The organism is Streptomyces sp. Tue6028, assembly GCF_002300165.1.
Taxonomy (GTDB): Bacteria; Actinomycetota; Actinomycetes; order Streptomycetales; family Streptomycetaceae; genus Streptomyces; species Streptomyces siamensis.
Map to the genome: position 1 here is coordinate 68,105 of NZ_MLCE01000013.1, position 15,152 is coordinate 83,256.

Annotated in this window: 11 protein-coding genes; 5 read left to right on the forward strand and 6 right to left on the reverse strand. The window is 72.1% G+C overall.

From position 1 onward, the window contains the following. Positions 1-9: 9 nt before the first annotated feature. The 5 genes from BKI49_RS11765 to BKI49_RS11785 are packed head-to-tail and all read left to right on the forward strand — an operon-like array spanning position 10 to position 6,616. Positions 10-1,638, forward strand: coding sequence for an ABC transporter substrate-binding protein (locus BKI49_RS11765; RefSeq protein WP_095934196.1), 1,629 nt, complete (start codon positions 10-12; stop codon positions 1,636-1,638). A 19-nt stretch (positions 1,639-1,657) separates the two neighbouring features. Then, the gene (locus BKI49_RS11770; protein WP_095934197.1) at positions 1,658-2,617 is read left to right on the forward strand and encodes an ABC transporter permease; all 960 of its coding nucleotides are present in this window, start codon (positions 1,658-1,660) and stop codon (positions 2,615-2,617) included. Continuing rightward, on the forward strand, positions 2,617-4,593 hold the full coding sequence (locus BKI49_RS11775) for a dipeptide/oligopeptide/nickel ABC transporter permease/ATP-binding protein (protein WP_095934198.1): 1,977 nt from the start codon (positions 2,617-2,619) through the stop codon (positions 4,591-4,593). Before BKI49_RS11770 ends, BKI49_RS11775 begins: the two co-directional genes overlap by 1 nt. Next, positions 4,590-5,684 (forward strand): oligopeptide/dipeptide ABC transporter ATP-binding protein, encoded by a 1,095-nt coding sequence (locus BKI49_RS11780; RefSeq protein WP_095934199.1) that lies wholly within the window; start codon positions 4,590-4,592, stop codon positions 5,682-5,684. The genes BKI49_RS11775 and BKI49_RS11780 overlap by 4 nt, the downstream gene beginning before the upstream one ends. Then, positions 5,681-6,616 (forward strand): dihydrodipicolinate synthase family protein, encoded by a 936-nt coding sequence (locus tag BKI49_RS11785; protein ID WP_095934200.1) that lies wholly within the window; start codon positions 5,681-5,683, stop codon positions 6,614-6,616. The genes BKI49_RS11780 and BKI49_RS11785 overlap by 4 nt, the downstream gene beginning before the upstream one ends. Positions 6,617-6,685: 69 nt before the next feature. On the opposite strand, the gene BKI49_RS11790 is transcribed toward BKI49_RS11785, so the two are convergent. The 6 genes from BKI49_RS11790 to leuA all read right to left on the reverse strand — a co-directional run bounded on the left by BKI49_RS11790 (position 6,686) and on the right by leuA (position 15,098). Next, entirely contained in the window at positions 6,686-7,894 is a 1,209-nt protein-coding gene (locus BKI49_RS11790; RefSeq protein WP_095934201.1) for a sialidase family protein, read from the reverse strand. Between the two features lie 176 nt (positions 7,895-8,070). Next, positions 8,071-8,748 (reverse strand): response regulator transcription factor, encoded by a 678-nt coding sequence (locus tag BKI49_RS11795; protein ID WP_095934202.1) that lies wholly within the window; start codon positions 8,746-8,748, stop codon positions 8,071-8,073. Continuing rightward, positions 8,745-9,971, reverse strand: coding sequence for a sensor histidine kinase (locus BKI49_RS11800; protein ID WP_257004738.1), 1,227 nt, complete (start codon positions 9,969-9,971; stop codon positions 8,745-8,747). Before BKI49_RS11800 ends, BKI49_RS11795 begins: the two co-directional genes overlap by 4 nt. A 210-nt stretch (positions 9,972-10,181) precedes the next feature. After that, complete coding sequence (locus tag BKI49_RS11805) at positions 10,182-12,287, reverse strand: MMPL family transporter (RefSeq protein WP_095934204.1); 2,106 nt, start codon at positions 12,285-12,287, stop codon at positions 10,182-10,184. Between the two features lie 176 nt (positions 12,288-12,463). Then, positions 12,464-13,159 (reverse strand): tellurite resistance TerB family protein, encoded by a 696-nt coding sequence (locus tag BKI49_RS11810; protein WP_095934299.1) that lies wholly within the window; start codon positions 13,157-13,159, stop codon positions 12,464-12,466. Positions 13,160-13,376: 217 nt separating this feature from the next. Further along, a complete protein-coding gene (leuA, locus tag BKI49_RS11815; protein WP_095934205.1) occupies positions 13,377-15,098 on the reverse strand; it encodes a 2-isopropylmalate synthase in 1,722 nt (573 codons plus the stop codon). Positions 15,099-15,152 lie beyond the last annotated feature (54 nt).

The following is a 15,152-nucleotide window of genomic DNA, read 5'->3' on the forward strand; positions in this document are numbered from 1 at the left end:
GGAGGAACCGTGCGCGACGTGACCCACACTCCGGCGCTGCACCGCCGGTCGTTCCTGAAGTACACCGGCGCACTCGGCGCGGCCGCCGCCCTCTCCTCGTCGCTGGCGGCCTGCTCGTCCGGGCCGGAGTCCACGAACGACACCGGCGGCGGGGGCGGCGGCAAGGACGCCACCCTGACGGCCGTCATCGGCTACGGCAACGACGGCAGCTGGGACCCCACCCAGACCGCGTCCGCCTTCTGCATGGCCGCCAACAACCACATCTACGAGGGCCTGCTCGACACCGACCCCATCTCGCGGGAGCCGTACGCCGCGCTCGCCACCGAGGTGCCCTCCGACCTCGGCGGAACCTCCTGGAAGTTCACGCTGCGGGCGGGCGCCACGTTCCACGACGGCAAGCCGGTCACCGCCGACGACGTGGTCTTCGTCTTCGACCGCATCCTCGACCCGAAGACGCAGTCCCTCGCCAAGGGCTTCTTCGCGAGCTGGCTGAAGGAGGTCCGCAAGATCGACGCGCAGAACGTCGAGCTGGTCCTCAAGTTCCCCTTCCCCGAGGGGATTTCCCGGCTCACCCTCGCGAAGATCATGCCGAAGCACGTGTTCTCGCAGCCGGGCGCCTGGGACGACGCGATCAAGGGCAAGGCGATCGGCTCGGGGCCGTACCGGCAGACCGCGCACCACCCGAAGTCGAACACCACCTTCGAGGCGTTCGCCGCCTACAACGGCCCGCGCAAGCCCGCGTTCAAGAAGATGAACTGGCTGACCATAGTGGATGCCGCACCTCGCGTCGCCAAGATCTCCGGGGCGAGCGCCGGCGCGCAGATCGCCGACAACATCCCGTACGCCAACATCGAGCAGCTCAAGAAGGGCGGGATGGACGTCCAGGGCGGCGCGGGCATGAACAACCTCTTCCTCATGTTCAACACGAAGCACAAGCCCTTCGACGACGTGCGGGTGCGGCAGGCGCTGCACTACGCCATCGACACCGACAAGATGGTGGAGGTCGCCCTCAAGGGGCACGGCAAGCCGTCGTCGTCGTTCCTCAACGAGGCCAACCCCTCCTACCGGCCCGCGAAGACCGTCTACGGGTACGACCCCGAGAAGGCCAAGAAGCTGCTGAAGGAGGCTGGGGTCAAGGGCCTGAAGATCGAGATCCTGGCCGTCAACGTCAGCTGGATCGTGGACTGCCTGCCGACCATCAAGGCGTCCTGGGACGCCATCGGCGTGGAGACCACGCTGGCCCCGCAGGAGACCACGGCCGTCTTCACCAAGATGGACCAGAAGCAGGACTACCAGGTCGTCGCCGCCGCCTCGAACCCCAACCAGTTCGGCCTCGACGCCGACCTGATCATGCATTACAACTACGGCCCCGAGAACCTCTGGATGGGCTACGCCCGCTGGGCCGGCGACCCCGTCGCCAAGAAGCTCTTCAAGGACATGGACCAGGCGACGCAGGAACCGGACGCCGACAAGAAGAAGACGATGATCCAGGACTACATCGACATCGTCGCCGAACAGGCCGTGCTCTACCCGGTCGTGCACAACGAGCTGATGACGGCGTGGAACGCGAAGCGGCTCACCGGGATAAGGGCACAGCCGTACCCCGGCATCAACCTGCTCCAGGCCAAGTGGGTCTAGGCGACGGAGGAGTCCGTACGTGGTCGCCATCACCAGGATCCTGCTGCGCCGCGTCGCGCTGCTCGTGCCGCTGATGCTCGGGATCGTCCTGTTCGTGTTCCTTGTGATGCGGTTCTCCGACGTCGACCCGGCGTCGGCGTTCTTCCAGGGAGCCAACCCCACCCCGCAGCAACTGCACGACTTCCGGGAGCAGAACGGTCTGCTCGACCCGCTCCCGGTCCGCTACGCCCATTTCGTCGGGGACCTGCTCCACGGCGACATGGGCACCAGCGCGCTGACCCGCGCCCCGGTCCTCGAACAGGTCACCACCGCGCTGCCGCTCACCCTCCAGCTCACCTTCCTCGGGCTCGGCATCGCGGTGGTGCTCTCGCTGCTCGGTGGGGTGACCGCCGCGATCTACCGGGACCGGCTGCCCGACCAGGTCATCCGCGTGGTCTCCCTGACCGGTGTCGCGGCGCCGGGCTTCTGGCTGGCCCTGCTGATGATCCAGTACCTGGCCGTCGACCAGGGCTGGTTCCCGACCGGCGGCTACGTCAACCCGGCCGACTCGCTCAGCGGCTGGCTCAAGACCATGACCCTGCCCGCTCTCGCCCTGTCGCTGCCCGTCGCGGCGCAGCTCACCCGCATCGTGCGGACCTCGGTGGTCGAGGAACTCGACAAGGACTACGTGCGCACCGCCGTCGGCAGCGGTCTGCCGCCCCGCGTGGTCGTCGGCCGCAACGTGCTGCGCAACGCCCTGATCAACCCGCTGACCGTGCTGGGCCTGCGCGTGGGATATCTGCTCGGCGGTGCCGTCGTCATCGAGACGATCTTCTCGCTGCCCGGCATGGGGAAGCTGATGATCGACGCCGTCAAGAACGGCGACCCGGCGGTCGTGCAGGGCGTCGTCCTGACCACCGCCACCGGCTTCGTGGTCGTGAACCTCGTCATCGACATCCTGTACCTGCTGGTCAACCCACGGCTGAGGGGCGCGACCTGATGCTCACCCGCAAGAACCTCACCGACGCCCTCGCCCGGCCCGGCATCCGGCTGCGCGGCCCGCGCCGGCTGCCGCTGCTGTCGAAGGCCGCCGTCTGCTTCCTCGCGGTCGTCGTCCTGACGGCCCTGTTCGCGCCGCTGCTGGCACCGGACGACCCGCTGGACCAGCAGCCGCTCGTCGACGGCACCGGGCACCCCTCCGGCACGCACTGGATGGGGCAGGACAGTCTCGGCCGCGACATCCTCAGCCGGCTGATGTACGGGGCGCGCTGGTCCCTCGCGATCGGACTGGGGGCGACCGCGCTCGCCCTCGTCGTGGGAGCGCTCCTCGGCGCCGTGGCCGCGACCTCGCGCAAGGCCGTCGACGAGACGCTGATGCGCTGCCTGGACGTCGTGATGGCGTTCCCCGGCATCGCGCTCGCCGCCGTCCTCGTCGCCGTCTTCGGCGGCGGCATCACCGTACTGATCTGCGCGATCGCGTTCCTGTTCACCCCGCCGGTGGCCCGTGTCGTCCGGGCCAACGTGCTCGACCAGTACGGCGAGGACTACGTGACCGCCGAGCACGTCATCGGCGCCCGCACCCCGCACATCGTCGTCCGGCACGTCGCCGTCAACTGCGCGGCGCCCGTGCTGGTGTTCTGCACCGTGCAGGTCGCCGAGGCCATCGTCTTCGAGGCGTCGCTGTCGTTCATCGGCGCGGGCGTGCGGCCCCCGGACCCGTCGTGGGGCAGTGTCATCGCGGACGGCAAGAACATGGTCCTGACCGGCGGCTGGTGGGCCACCGTCTTCCCGGGCCTGCTGATGCTGATCACCGTGCTGTCGCTGAACATCCTCTCCGAGGGGGTCTCCGACGCGTGGGCGGCCCCGGCGGCCAGGGACGTGGAGGTCCCCGGGGCGGGCGACCGGCTGGAGGCGCCCGAGCCCGGCAGCGGCGAGGTCCTCGCCCTTCCCGGCCTCGCGGAGGCCGCCGCGCGGCTGCGCGCACGGGCCCGCCCGCTGCCGGCCGGCGGGCAGCCGGTGCTCGCCGTGGAGAACCTGGCCATCGGCTTCGACGCCCGCCACGGCGGTGTCGACGTCGTCGACGGCATCAGCTTCGAGGTGCAGCCCGGCGAGGTGCTCGGCCTGGTCGGCGAATCCGGCTGCGGCAAGTCGCTGACGGCGCTGACGATCATGGGTCTGGAGCCCCGGGGCGCCCGTGTGCGGGGCCATGTCCGGTTCAGTCAGCGGCAGTTGATCGGCGAACCGATGCGGGTGCGGCGCCGGCTGCTGGGCCACGAGATGGCCATGGTCTACCAGGACGCGCTGTCGTCCCTGAACCCGGCCATGACGATCAGGGCACAGCTGAAACAGGTGGTGCGGCGCGGCGGCAGGCGCTCGCCCGCCGAGCTGCTGGAACTGGTCGGCCTGGACCCCGAACGCACCCTGCGCAGCTACCCCCACGAGCTGTCCGGCGGCCAGCGCCAGCGCGTGCTGATCGCGATGGCCCTGTCCCGCAGCCCCAAGCTGATCGTGGCCGACGAACCGACGACGGCGCTGGACGTGACCGTGCAGGCGCAGGTCATCGAACTGCTGCTGCGACTGCGTGAGGAACTGGGGTTCGCGCTGATCCTCGTCTCGCACGACCTGGCGCTCGTCTCCGCGGTCACCGACCGGGTGATCGTGATGTACGGCGGGCAGATCGTCGAGACCGGGGTGACCGCCGACCTCGTGGAGGCCCCCGCGCACCACTACACGCGCGGACTGCTGGGCAGTGTCCTGTCCCTGGAGTCGGCGGCCGAGCGGATGACGCAGATCAAGGGGGTCGTGCCCTCCCCGGCCGACTTCCCGGCCGGCTGCCGCTTCGCCGACCGCTGCCCGCTGGCGAGCGAGGTGTGCCGGACGACGGCCCCGGACCTGCTGGGCACGCCCGCGCACACGGCCGCCTGCCATCATCCGGCCGTCGACCTGGTCACCACGGAGAGCGAGGCGGTCAAGTGAGCACGACGCCGGCAGAGCGTTCCGTCCGCCCGATCGTCGAGCTGGCCGACGCGCACGTCGTCCACAAGGCCCGCAGCGGCGGGCTGTTCACCCGGGACAGGGTGTACGCGCTCACCGGCGCCGACCTCACCGTCGCGCCCGGCGAGACGGTCGGCGTCGTCGGCGAGTCCGGCTGCGGCAAGTCGACGCTCGCGAAGGTCCTGGTCGGTGTGCAGCGGCCGACGTCCGGCAGCGTCACCTTCGGGGGCCGGGACCTGTGGGCCATGGGCCCGGCCGAGCGGCGCACCGCGGTCGGCAGCAGCACCGGCATGATCTTCCAGGACCCCTCGACCGCGCTGAACCGGCGGCTGACCGTACGGCAGACGCTGCGCGACCCCCTGGACGTGCACCGGCGCGGCACCACCGCCGCGCGCAACGACCGGGTACGGGAGCTGATGGCACTCGTCGGGCTGCCGCGCGCTCTCGCGGACGCCCTGCCGGGCCAGCTGTCCGGCGGCCAGCGCCAGCGCGTCGCCATCGCGCGGGCACTCGCCCTGGACCCGGACCTCGTCGTGGCCGACGAGCCGACGAGCGCGCTGGACGTGTCGGTGCGCGCGCAGATCCTCAACCTCCTCCTCGATCTGAAGGAACGCCTCGGTCTCGCCATGGTGTTCGTCTCGCACGACATCCAGACGGTCCGGCGGATGAGCGACCGGGTGATCACGATGTACCTCGGCCGGATCGTGGAGGAATCGCCCGCCGACGAGGTCACCGACCGCTCCCGGCACCCGTACACGCGGGCGCTGTTCTCCGCGACCCCCGGGCTCCTCGACCCCATCGACCCCATCCCGCTGGCCGGTCCCGTCCCTTCCGCGACCCGGCCGCCCAGCGGCTGCCCGTTCCGCACCCGCTGCTGGCGGGCGGACGACGTGTGCGCGGACACGATGCCCGGGCCGACGGCCGCGTCGGCCCCGGGACACCGCTTCCGGTGTCACCATCCTGTGGAGGAGGGCCGGTCGACGCGCGCCCTGGTCGCGCAGGCCGAGTCCGCCGCCCCGGCCACCGCCAAGGCCGACGTCCCGTCCCAGCAGCACATCAGGGAGCCTTCATGACCGTCCCCGCCCCGCTGACCGGTGTCGTTCCGCCCGTCTGCACCCCCCTGACACCGGAACGCGAGGTGGACGTCCCCTCGCTCCTCAGGCTCGTCGACCATCTGGTGGACGGGGGTGTGCACGGTCTGTTCGTCCTCGGCTCCACCTCGGAGGCGGCCTATCTGACGGACCCGCAGCGCCGTCTCGTGGTCGAGACCGTGGCCGGGCACGTCGCCGGACAGCTGCCCGTCCTCGCGGGCACGATCGACATGACCACGCCGCGGGTCCTGGCCCATGCCGCCGCCGTCACCGCCGCCGGGGCCGACGCGATCGTCGCGACCGCCCCCTTCTACACCCGCACCCATCCCGCGGAGATCGCCCGCCACTACCGCGTGCTCGCCGAGCGGACGGACGTGCCCGTCTTCGCCTACGACCTGCCCGTGTCCGTCCACACCAAGCTGAGCGCCGAGCTGCTCCTGGAACTCGCCGCCGACGGGGTCCTCGCCGGGGTCAAGGACTCCAGCGGGGACCTCGGCGCTTTCCGCTCCGTCGTCACCGGTGCGCGCGCCCACCCCGACATCCGCGGATTCGCCCTCCTCACCGGGTCCGAGCTCGTCGTCGATTCGGCGCTCGCCCTCGGGGCCGACGGCGCGGTGCCCGGTCTCGCGAACGTCGATCCCGAGGGGTACGTGCGGCTGTTCCTGAGGTGCGGAGAAGGGGACTGGGCGGGGGCGCGGGTCGAACAGGAGCGGCTGTGCGCGCTGTTCGGGCTGGTCGGGGCCGGGGATCCGGCCCGAATGGGCGGGAGTTCCTCGGCGCTCGGTGCCTTCAAGGCGGCACTGCACCTGAGGGGCGTCATCGCGTGCCCCGCCACGGCCGAGCCGCAGATCCCCCTCTCCGAGGGCGAGACCGAGCGCGTCGGCAAGTACCTGGCCGCAGCAGGCCTGTTGTAGTGACGTTCTCCCGCCCCGGAGCCGCTGCCCGTCCGGCGTCCGAGGAGCGTGCCCCGGGGCGGAGAACGCCTACTCCAGCAGGTCGTCCACCGGCACCCGGCGGAACTCGATCGTGTCGTACGTGCCCGTCGTCCCGGTCTCGTACAGGAGCCCCACCCGGCGCGGGCCGAGCTGGACGAGATCGGAGTACGCGGCCCGCAGGGTGGAGAGGGTGAGCGCCTTGGTGAAGGTCGCGCCCGCGTCCGTGCTGCGCCACACCGCCATCGTCTGCCGGGCGGTCGGTACGGAGGGGCCGCTGAAGAGGAGGGGTGCGCCCCGCCCGCGGAGCTGGAGGACCGCTCCCTGGACGACGGGGACGTCGTTCAGGTCGGGCTGGACGGCGTAGGGCCGGTCGAGGGTCTCGGCGCCGTCGCCGGAGTAGGAGTCGAGCCGGTTCCCGGCACTCGTACCGTTCTGGTCGCGCGAGGTGAAGTAGATCCGCCCGTCGGGCAGTTCGGCGGCCATGCTCTCGTTGGAGTTGACCGCCCCGTCGTAGGAGTCGTCGACGAAGCCCAGCTTCCAGGTGGCGCCGCCGTCGTCGCTGTAGAGGGCGTGGGCGCCGTAGTACTTGGCCTCCTGTCCGGTGTCGGCGGAGCCGGCGGGCGGGGCGGCGGAGTGGTTGGCGGGGACGACGAGGCGCCCGGCGTGGGGACCGTGCCGGAGGACGATGGCGTGCCCGGGGCCGGTGGCGTACCACCGCCAGCCGGGCAGTTTCGTGTCCGCCGTGATGTCCCGCGGGGCGCTGAAGTGCCGGCCGTCGTCGCGGCTGGTCTGTACGAAGACGCGCCGGCTCTGCTCCGCGGTGGCCTCGCCCCGCATGATCTGGGCCTCGGTCACGGCACCGCTGTTGTAGGACGTGAGGAGGACGATCCGGCCGGTTCTGGGGTCGACGACCGGCGCGGGGTTGCCGCGGGTGTCGCCGTCCCCGGAGGCCACCACCTGAAGCGGGCCCCAGGTGCAGCCGCCGTCGGCGGAGCGCCTGAGGACGACGTCGATGTTCCCGGTGTCACCCGCGCCGTTGTGTCTTCCCTCGGCGAAGGCCAGCACGGTGCCCGCGGCGGTCGTGACGGTCGCCGGGATGCGGTAGGTGTCGTAGCCGTCCAGGCCCGCGGTGTACGGCACGGAGGACGTGCAGCCGCGGGGGGCGAGCGGAGCGGCGGTGGCGGTACCCGTGACCACGAGGGCGGCGAGGAGTCCGGCGGCTGCCGCCGACGCGGCCGTGCGGCGGGTGAAGGTCATGACACTCCCTGGGGCTGGATCGGACCACAATGGACATGGGACGTGTGACATGGGATGTCCACAGAACGTAGTGCGCCCGGAGCGTCGCGACAACATCCGTGTGTGCACGGCGTGTTGAAGAGGCGTCAGTCGACGAGGAGGCACCGGCGGCGCCGCGGGATCGGGGCGGAGCGACGTCAGGCCAGGTCCGGGGCGCCGGGGGTGACGAGACCCGACTCGTACGCGACGATCACCAGCTGGGCACGGTCGCGGGCGGCCAGCTTGCCCATGATGCGGCTGACGTGGGTCTTCGCGGTGAGCGGGCTCAGCCCCAACGTGCCCGCGATCTCGGCGTTGTTGAGGCCGCGCGCGACCAGTGTCAGCACCTCGCGCTCGCGGTCGGAGAGGCCGTCGGGGCCGCCCACCGGGGGCGGCGACAGCGCCGGGCCGCGCAGGAATCGCGCGATCAGCCGGGCGGTCGGGCCGGGCGAGAGCAGTGCCTCGCCCGCGGCCACCGTGCGGATGGCGTCGAGGAGTTCGGCGGGCCTGGTGTCCTTGACCAGGAAGCCGGAGGCGCCCGCGCGCAACGCCTCCGCGATGTGCTCGTCGGTGTCGTACGTGGTGAGGACGAGGACCCTGACGTCCGCGAGGTCCTTGTCGGCGGCGATGAGACGGGTCGCCTCGATGCCGTCCAGGTCGGGCATGCGGATGTCCATGATGATCAGGTCGGCCCGGGCGCTGCGGGCCAGCGCCACGGCCTCCCGTCCGGTGGCCGCCTGGCCGACGACCTCCATGTCGCGCGCCGATTCGACGAGCAGGGCGAACGCGGCCCGTACGAGGGTCTGGTCGTCGGCGAGGAGCACGCGGATGGTCATCGGCCCTCTCCTTCCGCGGGCCGGGACGTCCGCACGGGGGCCGGTCCGGGCGCCGGACGCGCGGCGGCACCGCTCCCCAGCGGCAGCACCGCCGACACCGCGAACCCGCCGCCCTCGCGCGGCCCGGCGTCCAGGGTTCCGCCCACGCTGCGCACCCGCTCCCGCATCCCGACGAGCCCGAAGCCGGGCGGGGCGCCCGGGGCGCCCACACCGTCGTCCGTGACCGTGACGCGCAGCGCCCAGTCCTCCGCGTGCAGGCGGACGCGGACGTGCGCGCCGGGGCCCGCGTGCCGGACGGCGTTGGTGAGGGCCTCCTGCACGACGCGGTAGGCGGCGGCGCCCACGGCGGACGGGACGCCGGCCGCCGGGGCGGCGACGTCCGCCGTCACCCGGGCGCCCGCGGTGCGTGCCGCCGCGACCAGGTCGGGCACGCCGTCCAGGCCGGGCAGCGGGCCCCGGCCGTCGCCGCCGAGCTCGGAGGCACGCAGCACCTCCAGCGTGGTGCGCAGTTCACCGCGGGCGGTGCGGCAGGTCTCGGCGATGTCGTCCAGGGCCCCGGCGACCGCCGTGCGGTCGAGGCGGTCGGGGTCGGCGGTCAGGACGTGCGCGGCGACGGCAGTCTGCACGCCGATCAGCGTGATGCTGTGGGCGAGCAGGTCGTGCAGGTCCCGGGCGATGCGCAGGCGTTCCTCGGCGACCCGGCGGCGCGCCTCCTCCTCGCGGGTGCGTTCGGCGCGTTCGGCGCGTTCGACGACCGAGGAGACGTACTGGCGGTGCACGCGTACGTAGCCGCCGCAGAGCAGCACCGCGACGATCCAGCCGGCGATCCGCAGGCTCTCGGCGACGCCCGCCATGCCGTCGGAGGTCTTCAGCACGACCATGGTGCCGATGACCGACACCCCGGTGAGCACCGCGCGCAGCGGCCGGCCGGTCGCCGCCACCGTGTAGAGCGCGACGAGTGTGGCGCCCAGCGGTGCGGTGTGGTTGTAGTCGTGCGCGTGGTACGTCGCGATGACGGGGACCATGACGCACAGCACCAGCAGCGGCGCCCGGCGGCGCCACACCAGCGGGACGTGAGCGAGGAGCAGCAGGGTCCAGCCGAGCGCGTCGGGCCGCCGGTGGCCGTCCGGGAGGGCCAGGCCCAGGGCGACGGCGAGGACGGCGAGCGCGGCGGCGCGGTAGGCGTCGTTGCGGACCGCGTGCGGGGAGGGGCCGCCGGACATGCGGGCGACGACGGCCCGCAGCCGCTCGCCGGCGCGCGGCCGCCGGCCCGCCGTCCCGGTGGGCTCCGCCCCCGCCGCCGTGCCGGCGGGCCGTGCCGGTGTCGTGACCGTTCCCGTGTGTGCCTGCACGTTGTCCATCTTCCGTCAGTCGGGCGCCCGTTCGACAGGGAGGGGCGGGTGCCCCTCCGCGGCGGAGGGGCACCCGGCGGTTCAGCCGACGGCGACGGTCGGGGCGGGCCGGGTCTCCGGGGGTTCCGGCGGCTGCGGCTCCCGCGCCAGTCGGCCCGGCCACCACACCTTGCGCCGCAGCGCCACGCTCGCGCTGGTCACCAGGTAGGTCCGGACGAGGAAGGTGTCGAGCAGCACGCCGACCGCGATCACGAAGCCGAGTTCGACGAGCTGGACCAGACCCATGTTCGTGAGGACCGCGAAGGTGGCCGCCAGCACCAGGCCCGCGGAGGCGATCACACCTCCGGTGGTGCGCAGCGCGGTGAGCGCGGCGGCGGCCGGTTCGGAGCCGTTCAGGGACTCCTCGCGCATGCGGTGCATGAGGAAGATGCCGTAGTCGACGCCGAGGGCGACCAGGAAGACGAAGGACAGCAGGCCGAGTCCCGGGTCCGTCCCCTCGAATCCGAACAGCGGCCCGAAGACCAGCCCGCCGATGCCGAGGGCCGCACCCCACACCGCGACCACGGCGACGACGAGGAGCAGCGGGGCGACCAGGCTGCGCAGCAGGGCGATCAGGATCAGCAGCACGGACACGAGCACGATCGGTACGACGACGAGCCGGTCGCGGGCGTTGGTGTCCTGGAGGTCGATCTGCTGGGCGCTCGGACCGCCGACGTACGAGCCCTTGGTCGCCCCCCGGTCCAGGTCCTCGCGCAGGGACTCGATGGTGGCGGTCTCGGCGGCGGACTGGGGCGCGCCCTTCGCGGTGACGGAGATCTCCGTCCAGCCCTTTCCGCTGCGGCCCGGATCGGCGCTCGCCACGCCCCGGTGATGGCGGATCTCGGCGAGGGCCGCCCCGGCTCGGTCCGTGGGGGCCATCACGGTGATCGGCTGGGTGCCCTGGCCCGGGTAGGCGCGGGCGAGGGTCTCCATCGCGGCGACGGAGTCGGGGGTGTCGACGAACGAGTCCTCCTGCTTGAGCGAGCCGGGCAGGTTCAGCGCGCCGACGGCGAGCGCGCCGAGGAGGACGGCGCCGCCCGCGAGGACGGTGAGCGGCCGGCGGCCCGCGGAGGACCCCATCGCGGCGAACAGGCTGCGCCGCTGCCTGGGTTCGCTCCCGAACGCGGGGACGAGCGGCCAGAACACGCGGCGGCCGAGCACGACGAGGACGGCGGGCAGCAGGGTCAGCATGGCGACGAGCGCGCACAGCACGCCGACGGTGCCCATCGGTCCCATGCCCCGGCTGCTGTTGAGGTCGGCGGCGAGCAGGCACAGCAGGCCGGCCGCGACGGTGCCGGAGGAGGCGAGCACGGCGGGGGCGCAGCCGCGCAGGGCCTGACGCATGGCGTCGTAGGGTCGTTCCACCCGCCGCAGTTCCTCCCGGTAGCGGGAGATGAGCAGCAGGGCGTAGTCGGTCCCGGCGCCGAACACGAGGATCGTCATCACTCCGGAGCTCTGTCCGGAGATGGTGGTGCCGAAGGCCTGGTGGAGTCCGTAGGCGACGCCCATGGAGAGGTAGTCGGCGACGCCGGCGACGGCGAGCGGCACGAGCCACAGCAGCGGGCTGCGGTAGATGAGGATCAGCAGGACGGCGACCACGGCGACGGTGGTGTAGAGCAGCGGTCCGCCGAGGGAGCCGTACACCTCGGAGGCGTCGGTGGCGAGCGCGCCCGGCCCGCCCACCTCGACGTCCATCCCGTTCTCGGAGCGGGCGACGTCGCGTACGTCGTCGACGAACGCGTCACGCTTCTTCTCGTCGGTGCCGGGCGCGGAGCTGGCGACCGGGTACATCAGCGTGGTGCCGTCCCGGGACGGCACGCCCTTCGGGGGCGCCGTCAGCGGTTCGCGGCCGGCGATGTCGGCGACCTGGCGGGCGGCCGTCGCCCGGTCGGCGGCGCTCAGTCCGCCGTCGCGGTGGTAGACGAGGACGAGTTCGGTGCTCTCCCCGCCCGGCAGTCGGTCCTCGATCTTCGCCACCTGGGTGGAGTCCGCGCTCGCGGGCAGGTAGTCCACGGCGCGGTCGTGCTGTACGTCCGCGAGCTTCGACGCGAACGGTCCGACGACGGCCAGGACGGCCACCCACAGACCGAGCAGCACCCAGGGAACGGCCCTTCGCCGTGTACGCGTGGTTGTCTCTCCGGGCCCCATGACGGGGTCCTCCCCTCCTGGCCGGATGTCTGGACAGGCACCAGACTCCCGGCGCGCGGGCGCGGATTCGTCGCGCCGGAGGGCGAGTTCACGGGTACTGCGCGGGGCGGCCGGACGGCCGGACTACTCCCGCGGGAGTACGGCGCGCGCACGCGTCGGCGTACGCGCGGGCCGGCCTACGAGGGGGTGCGGGCCGCCGCCAGCAGCCGGGTCACGTCGTCCGCGCAGATCGTGAGCGCGGCGCCCACGGTCGCCAGTGCGTCGCGCTCGGCGGGGGTGTAGGGCCCGTCGGCGAGGGCGATGCGGGCGCCCTGGAGGAGGATCGCCTCGCGCCCGGTGGGGGCGAGGTGCGGGGCCAGCGGGTCCAGCGCTTCGTGGAGCTCTATGGCCAGGCTCGCTCCGCACGGTCCTCCGAGGACCCGGCCGGTGTCGGCGGCGAGCGCCTCGACGAGGGCTCCGAGCTGGTCCTCGGTGCAGTCGTCGAAGCCGGCGGAGCGCACGGTGCTCGCGGCGGTCTCCAGGGACGTACGGGCGCAGGTGCCCCCGGCGGCGAGAACGGCGAGGGCGACGGTGTGGACGGCGTCGCGGAGCATCGCCGAGAAGCGGGTGGTGGTGGGGTGGTCGAGGACGTCGGCGCCGTAGTGGTGGCGGCAGGCGGCGCATTCGACGACGGGCCCGGTCTCGCCGCGCGGGACGACGGGGACGCCGAGGAGGGTGAAGCGGCGGCGGCCGGTCAGGCGCTGGTAGTTGCGGTCGCCTCCGCAGCCGGGGCAGAAGAATTCGCCGTCGCCGACGGTGGTCCAGGCGGTGCGGGTGCCCAGGATGCGGGGAACCTGAACTGCACGACCGTTTCGTCCCCATCCTGGCAGCACGTCGCACACCTCCGTTGCTCCCCCACCGCCTTTTGGGCGTGAGAGGTGACCCCGCGGCAACATCGCCGCGCTGGCGTGATGTTAGCCACATTGTTGATGTGGAGTCAGTACCCAGGACGAGACCTTCCCGTGACCTCCACAGGGATTGGCCGGTAAACGACGGGGCCCCGCCCGCCTCGAAAGGCGGACGGGGCCGGGAAGAACCAGGTGAACGAGGTCAGCGGGTCGCGCGGTTGACGGCGGAGACGACGGCCTTCAGCGAGGCACGTGTCGTATTCGCGTCGATCCCGATCCCCCACAGGACCTTGCCGTCGATCGCGCATTCGATGTACGAGGCGGCCTGCGCGGAGGCGCCCTCGCTCATCGTGTGCTCCTGGTAGTCCAGCAGGCGTACGTCGATGCCGATGGACTGCAGCGCGTCGAAGAAGGCCGAGATCGGGCCGTTGCCGGAGCCGCTCAGGACGGTGTCGGCGCCGTCGACCGACGCCTCGACGGTGAGCGTGTCCACTCCGTCCTTGTCCGTGGTGGACTGGCCGTTCTTGACCTGGATGCGGCCCCACGGGTTCTCGGGGTTGGGCAGGTACTCGTCCTGGAAGGTCGCCCAGATGTCCTTCGGCGTGATCTCGCCGCCCTCGGCGTCCGTCTTCGCCTGGATGAGCTTCGAGAACTCGATCTGCATACGGCGCGGCAGGTCCAGCTTGTGGTCGTTCTTCAGGACGTAGGCGATGCCGCCCTTGCCGGACTGCGAGTTGACGCGGATGACGGCCTCGTAGGAGCGGCCGACGTCCTTCGGGTCGATCGGCAGGTACGGGACGGCCCACTCGATGTCGTCGACGGTGACACCCTTGGCCGCGGCGTCGGCCTCCATGGCGTCGAAGCCCTTCTTGATGGCGTCCTGGTGGGAGCCGGAGAAGGACGTGTAGACCAGGTCGCCCACGTACGGGTGGCGCGGGTGGACCTCCATCTGGTTGCAGTACTCCCACGTACGACGGATCTCGTCGATGTCGGAGAAGTCGATCTGCGGGTCGACGCCCTGCGAGAACAGGTTCATGCCCAGGGTGACCAGGTCGACGTTGCCGGTGCGCTCGCCCTGGCCGAACAGGCAGCCCTCGACGCGGTCGGCGCCGGCCATCACGGCCAGTTCGGCGGCGGCGACGGCGGTGCCGCGGTCGTTGTGCGGGTGGACCGACAGCACGACGTGCTCGCGGCGGGACAGGTTGCGGTGCATCCACTCGAAGCGGTCCGCGTGGGTGGAGGGGGTGGAGCGCTCGACGGTGGCGGGCAGGTTCAGGATGATCTCGCGGCCCGGGCCGGGCTGGTAGACGTCCATGACCGCCTCGCAGACCTCCAGGGCGAAGTCCAGCTCGGTGTCGGTGAAGATCTCGGGGCTGTACTGGTAGCCGAACTCGGTCTCGGGGTCCAGCAGCTTCTCCGCGTACTCCATGACCAGGCGGGTGCCGTCGACGGCGATCTGCTTGATGTCGTCCTTGGAGCCGCGGAAGACGACGCGGCGGAAGACCGGCGCGGTGGCGTTGTACAGGTGCACGGTGGCGCGCTTGGCGCCCTTCAGCGACTCGACGGTCCGCTCGATCAGGTCCTCACGGGCCTGGGTCAGTACGGAGATCGTCACGTCGTCCGGGATCGCGCCCTCTTCCTCGATGATCGAGCGCACGAAGTCGAAGTCGGTCTGGCCGGAGGCGGGGAAACCGACCTCGATCTCCTTGTAGCCCATCTTGACCAGCTGGTCGAACATCCGGCGCTTGCGCTCGGGCGACATCGGGTCGATCAGGGCCTGGTTGCCGTCGCGCAGGTCGGTGGAGAGCCAGCGGGGGGCGGCGGTGATCCGCTTGTCGGGCCAGGTGCGGTCGGGGATGTCGACCTGCTCGTACCGGCCGTACTTCTTGATCGGCATGGAACTGGGCTGCTGGCGGTTCGCCATGATTGCGTGGGCTCCTCGATGTGTCCGCGGTATCCGCTGTCCGCGAGTCCGGAA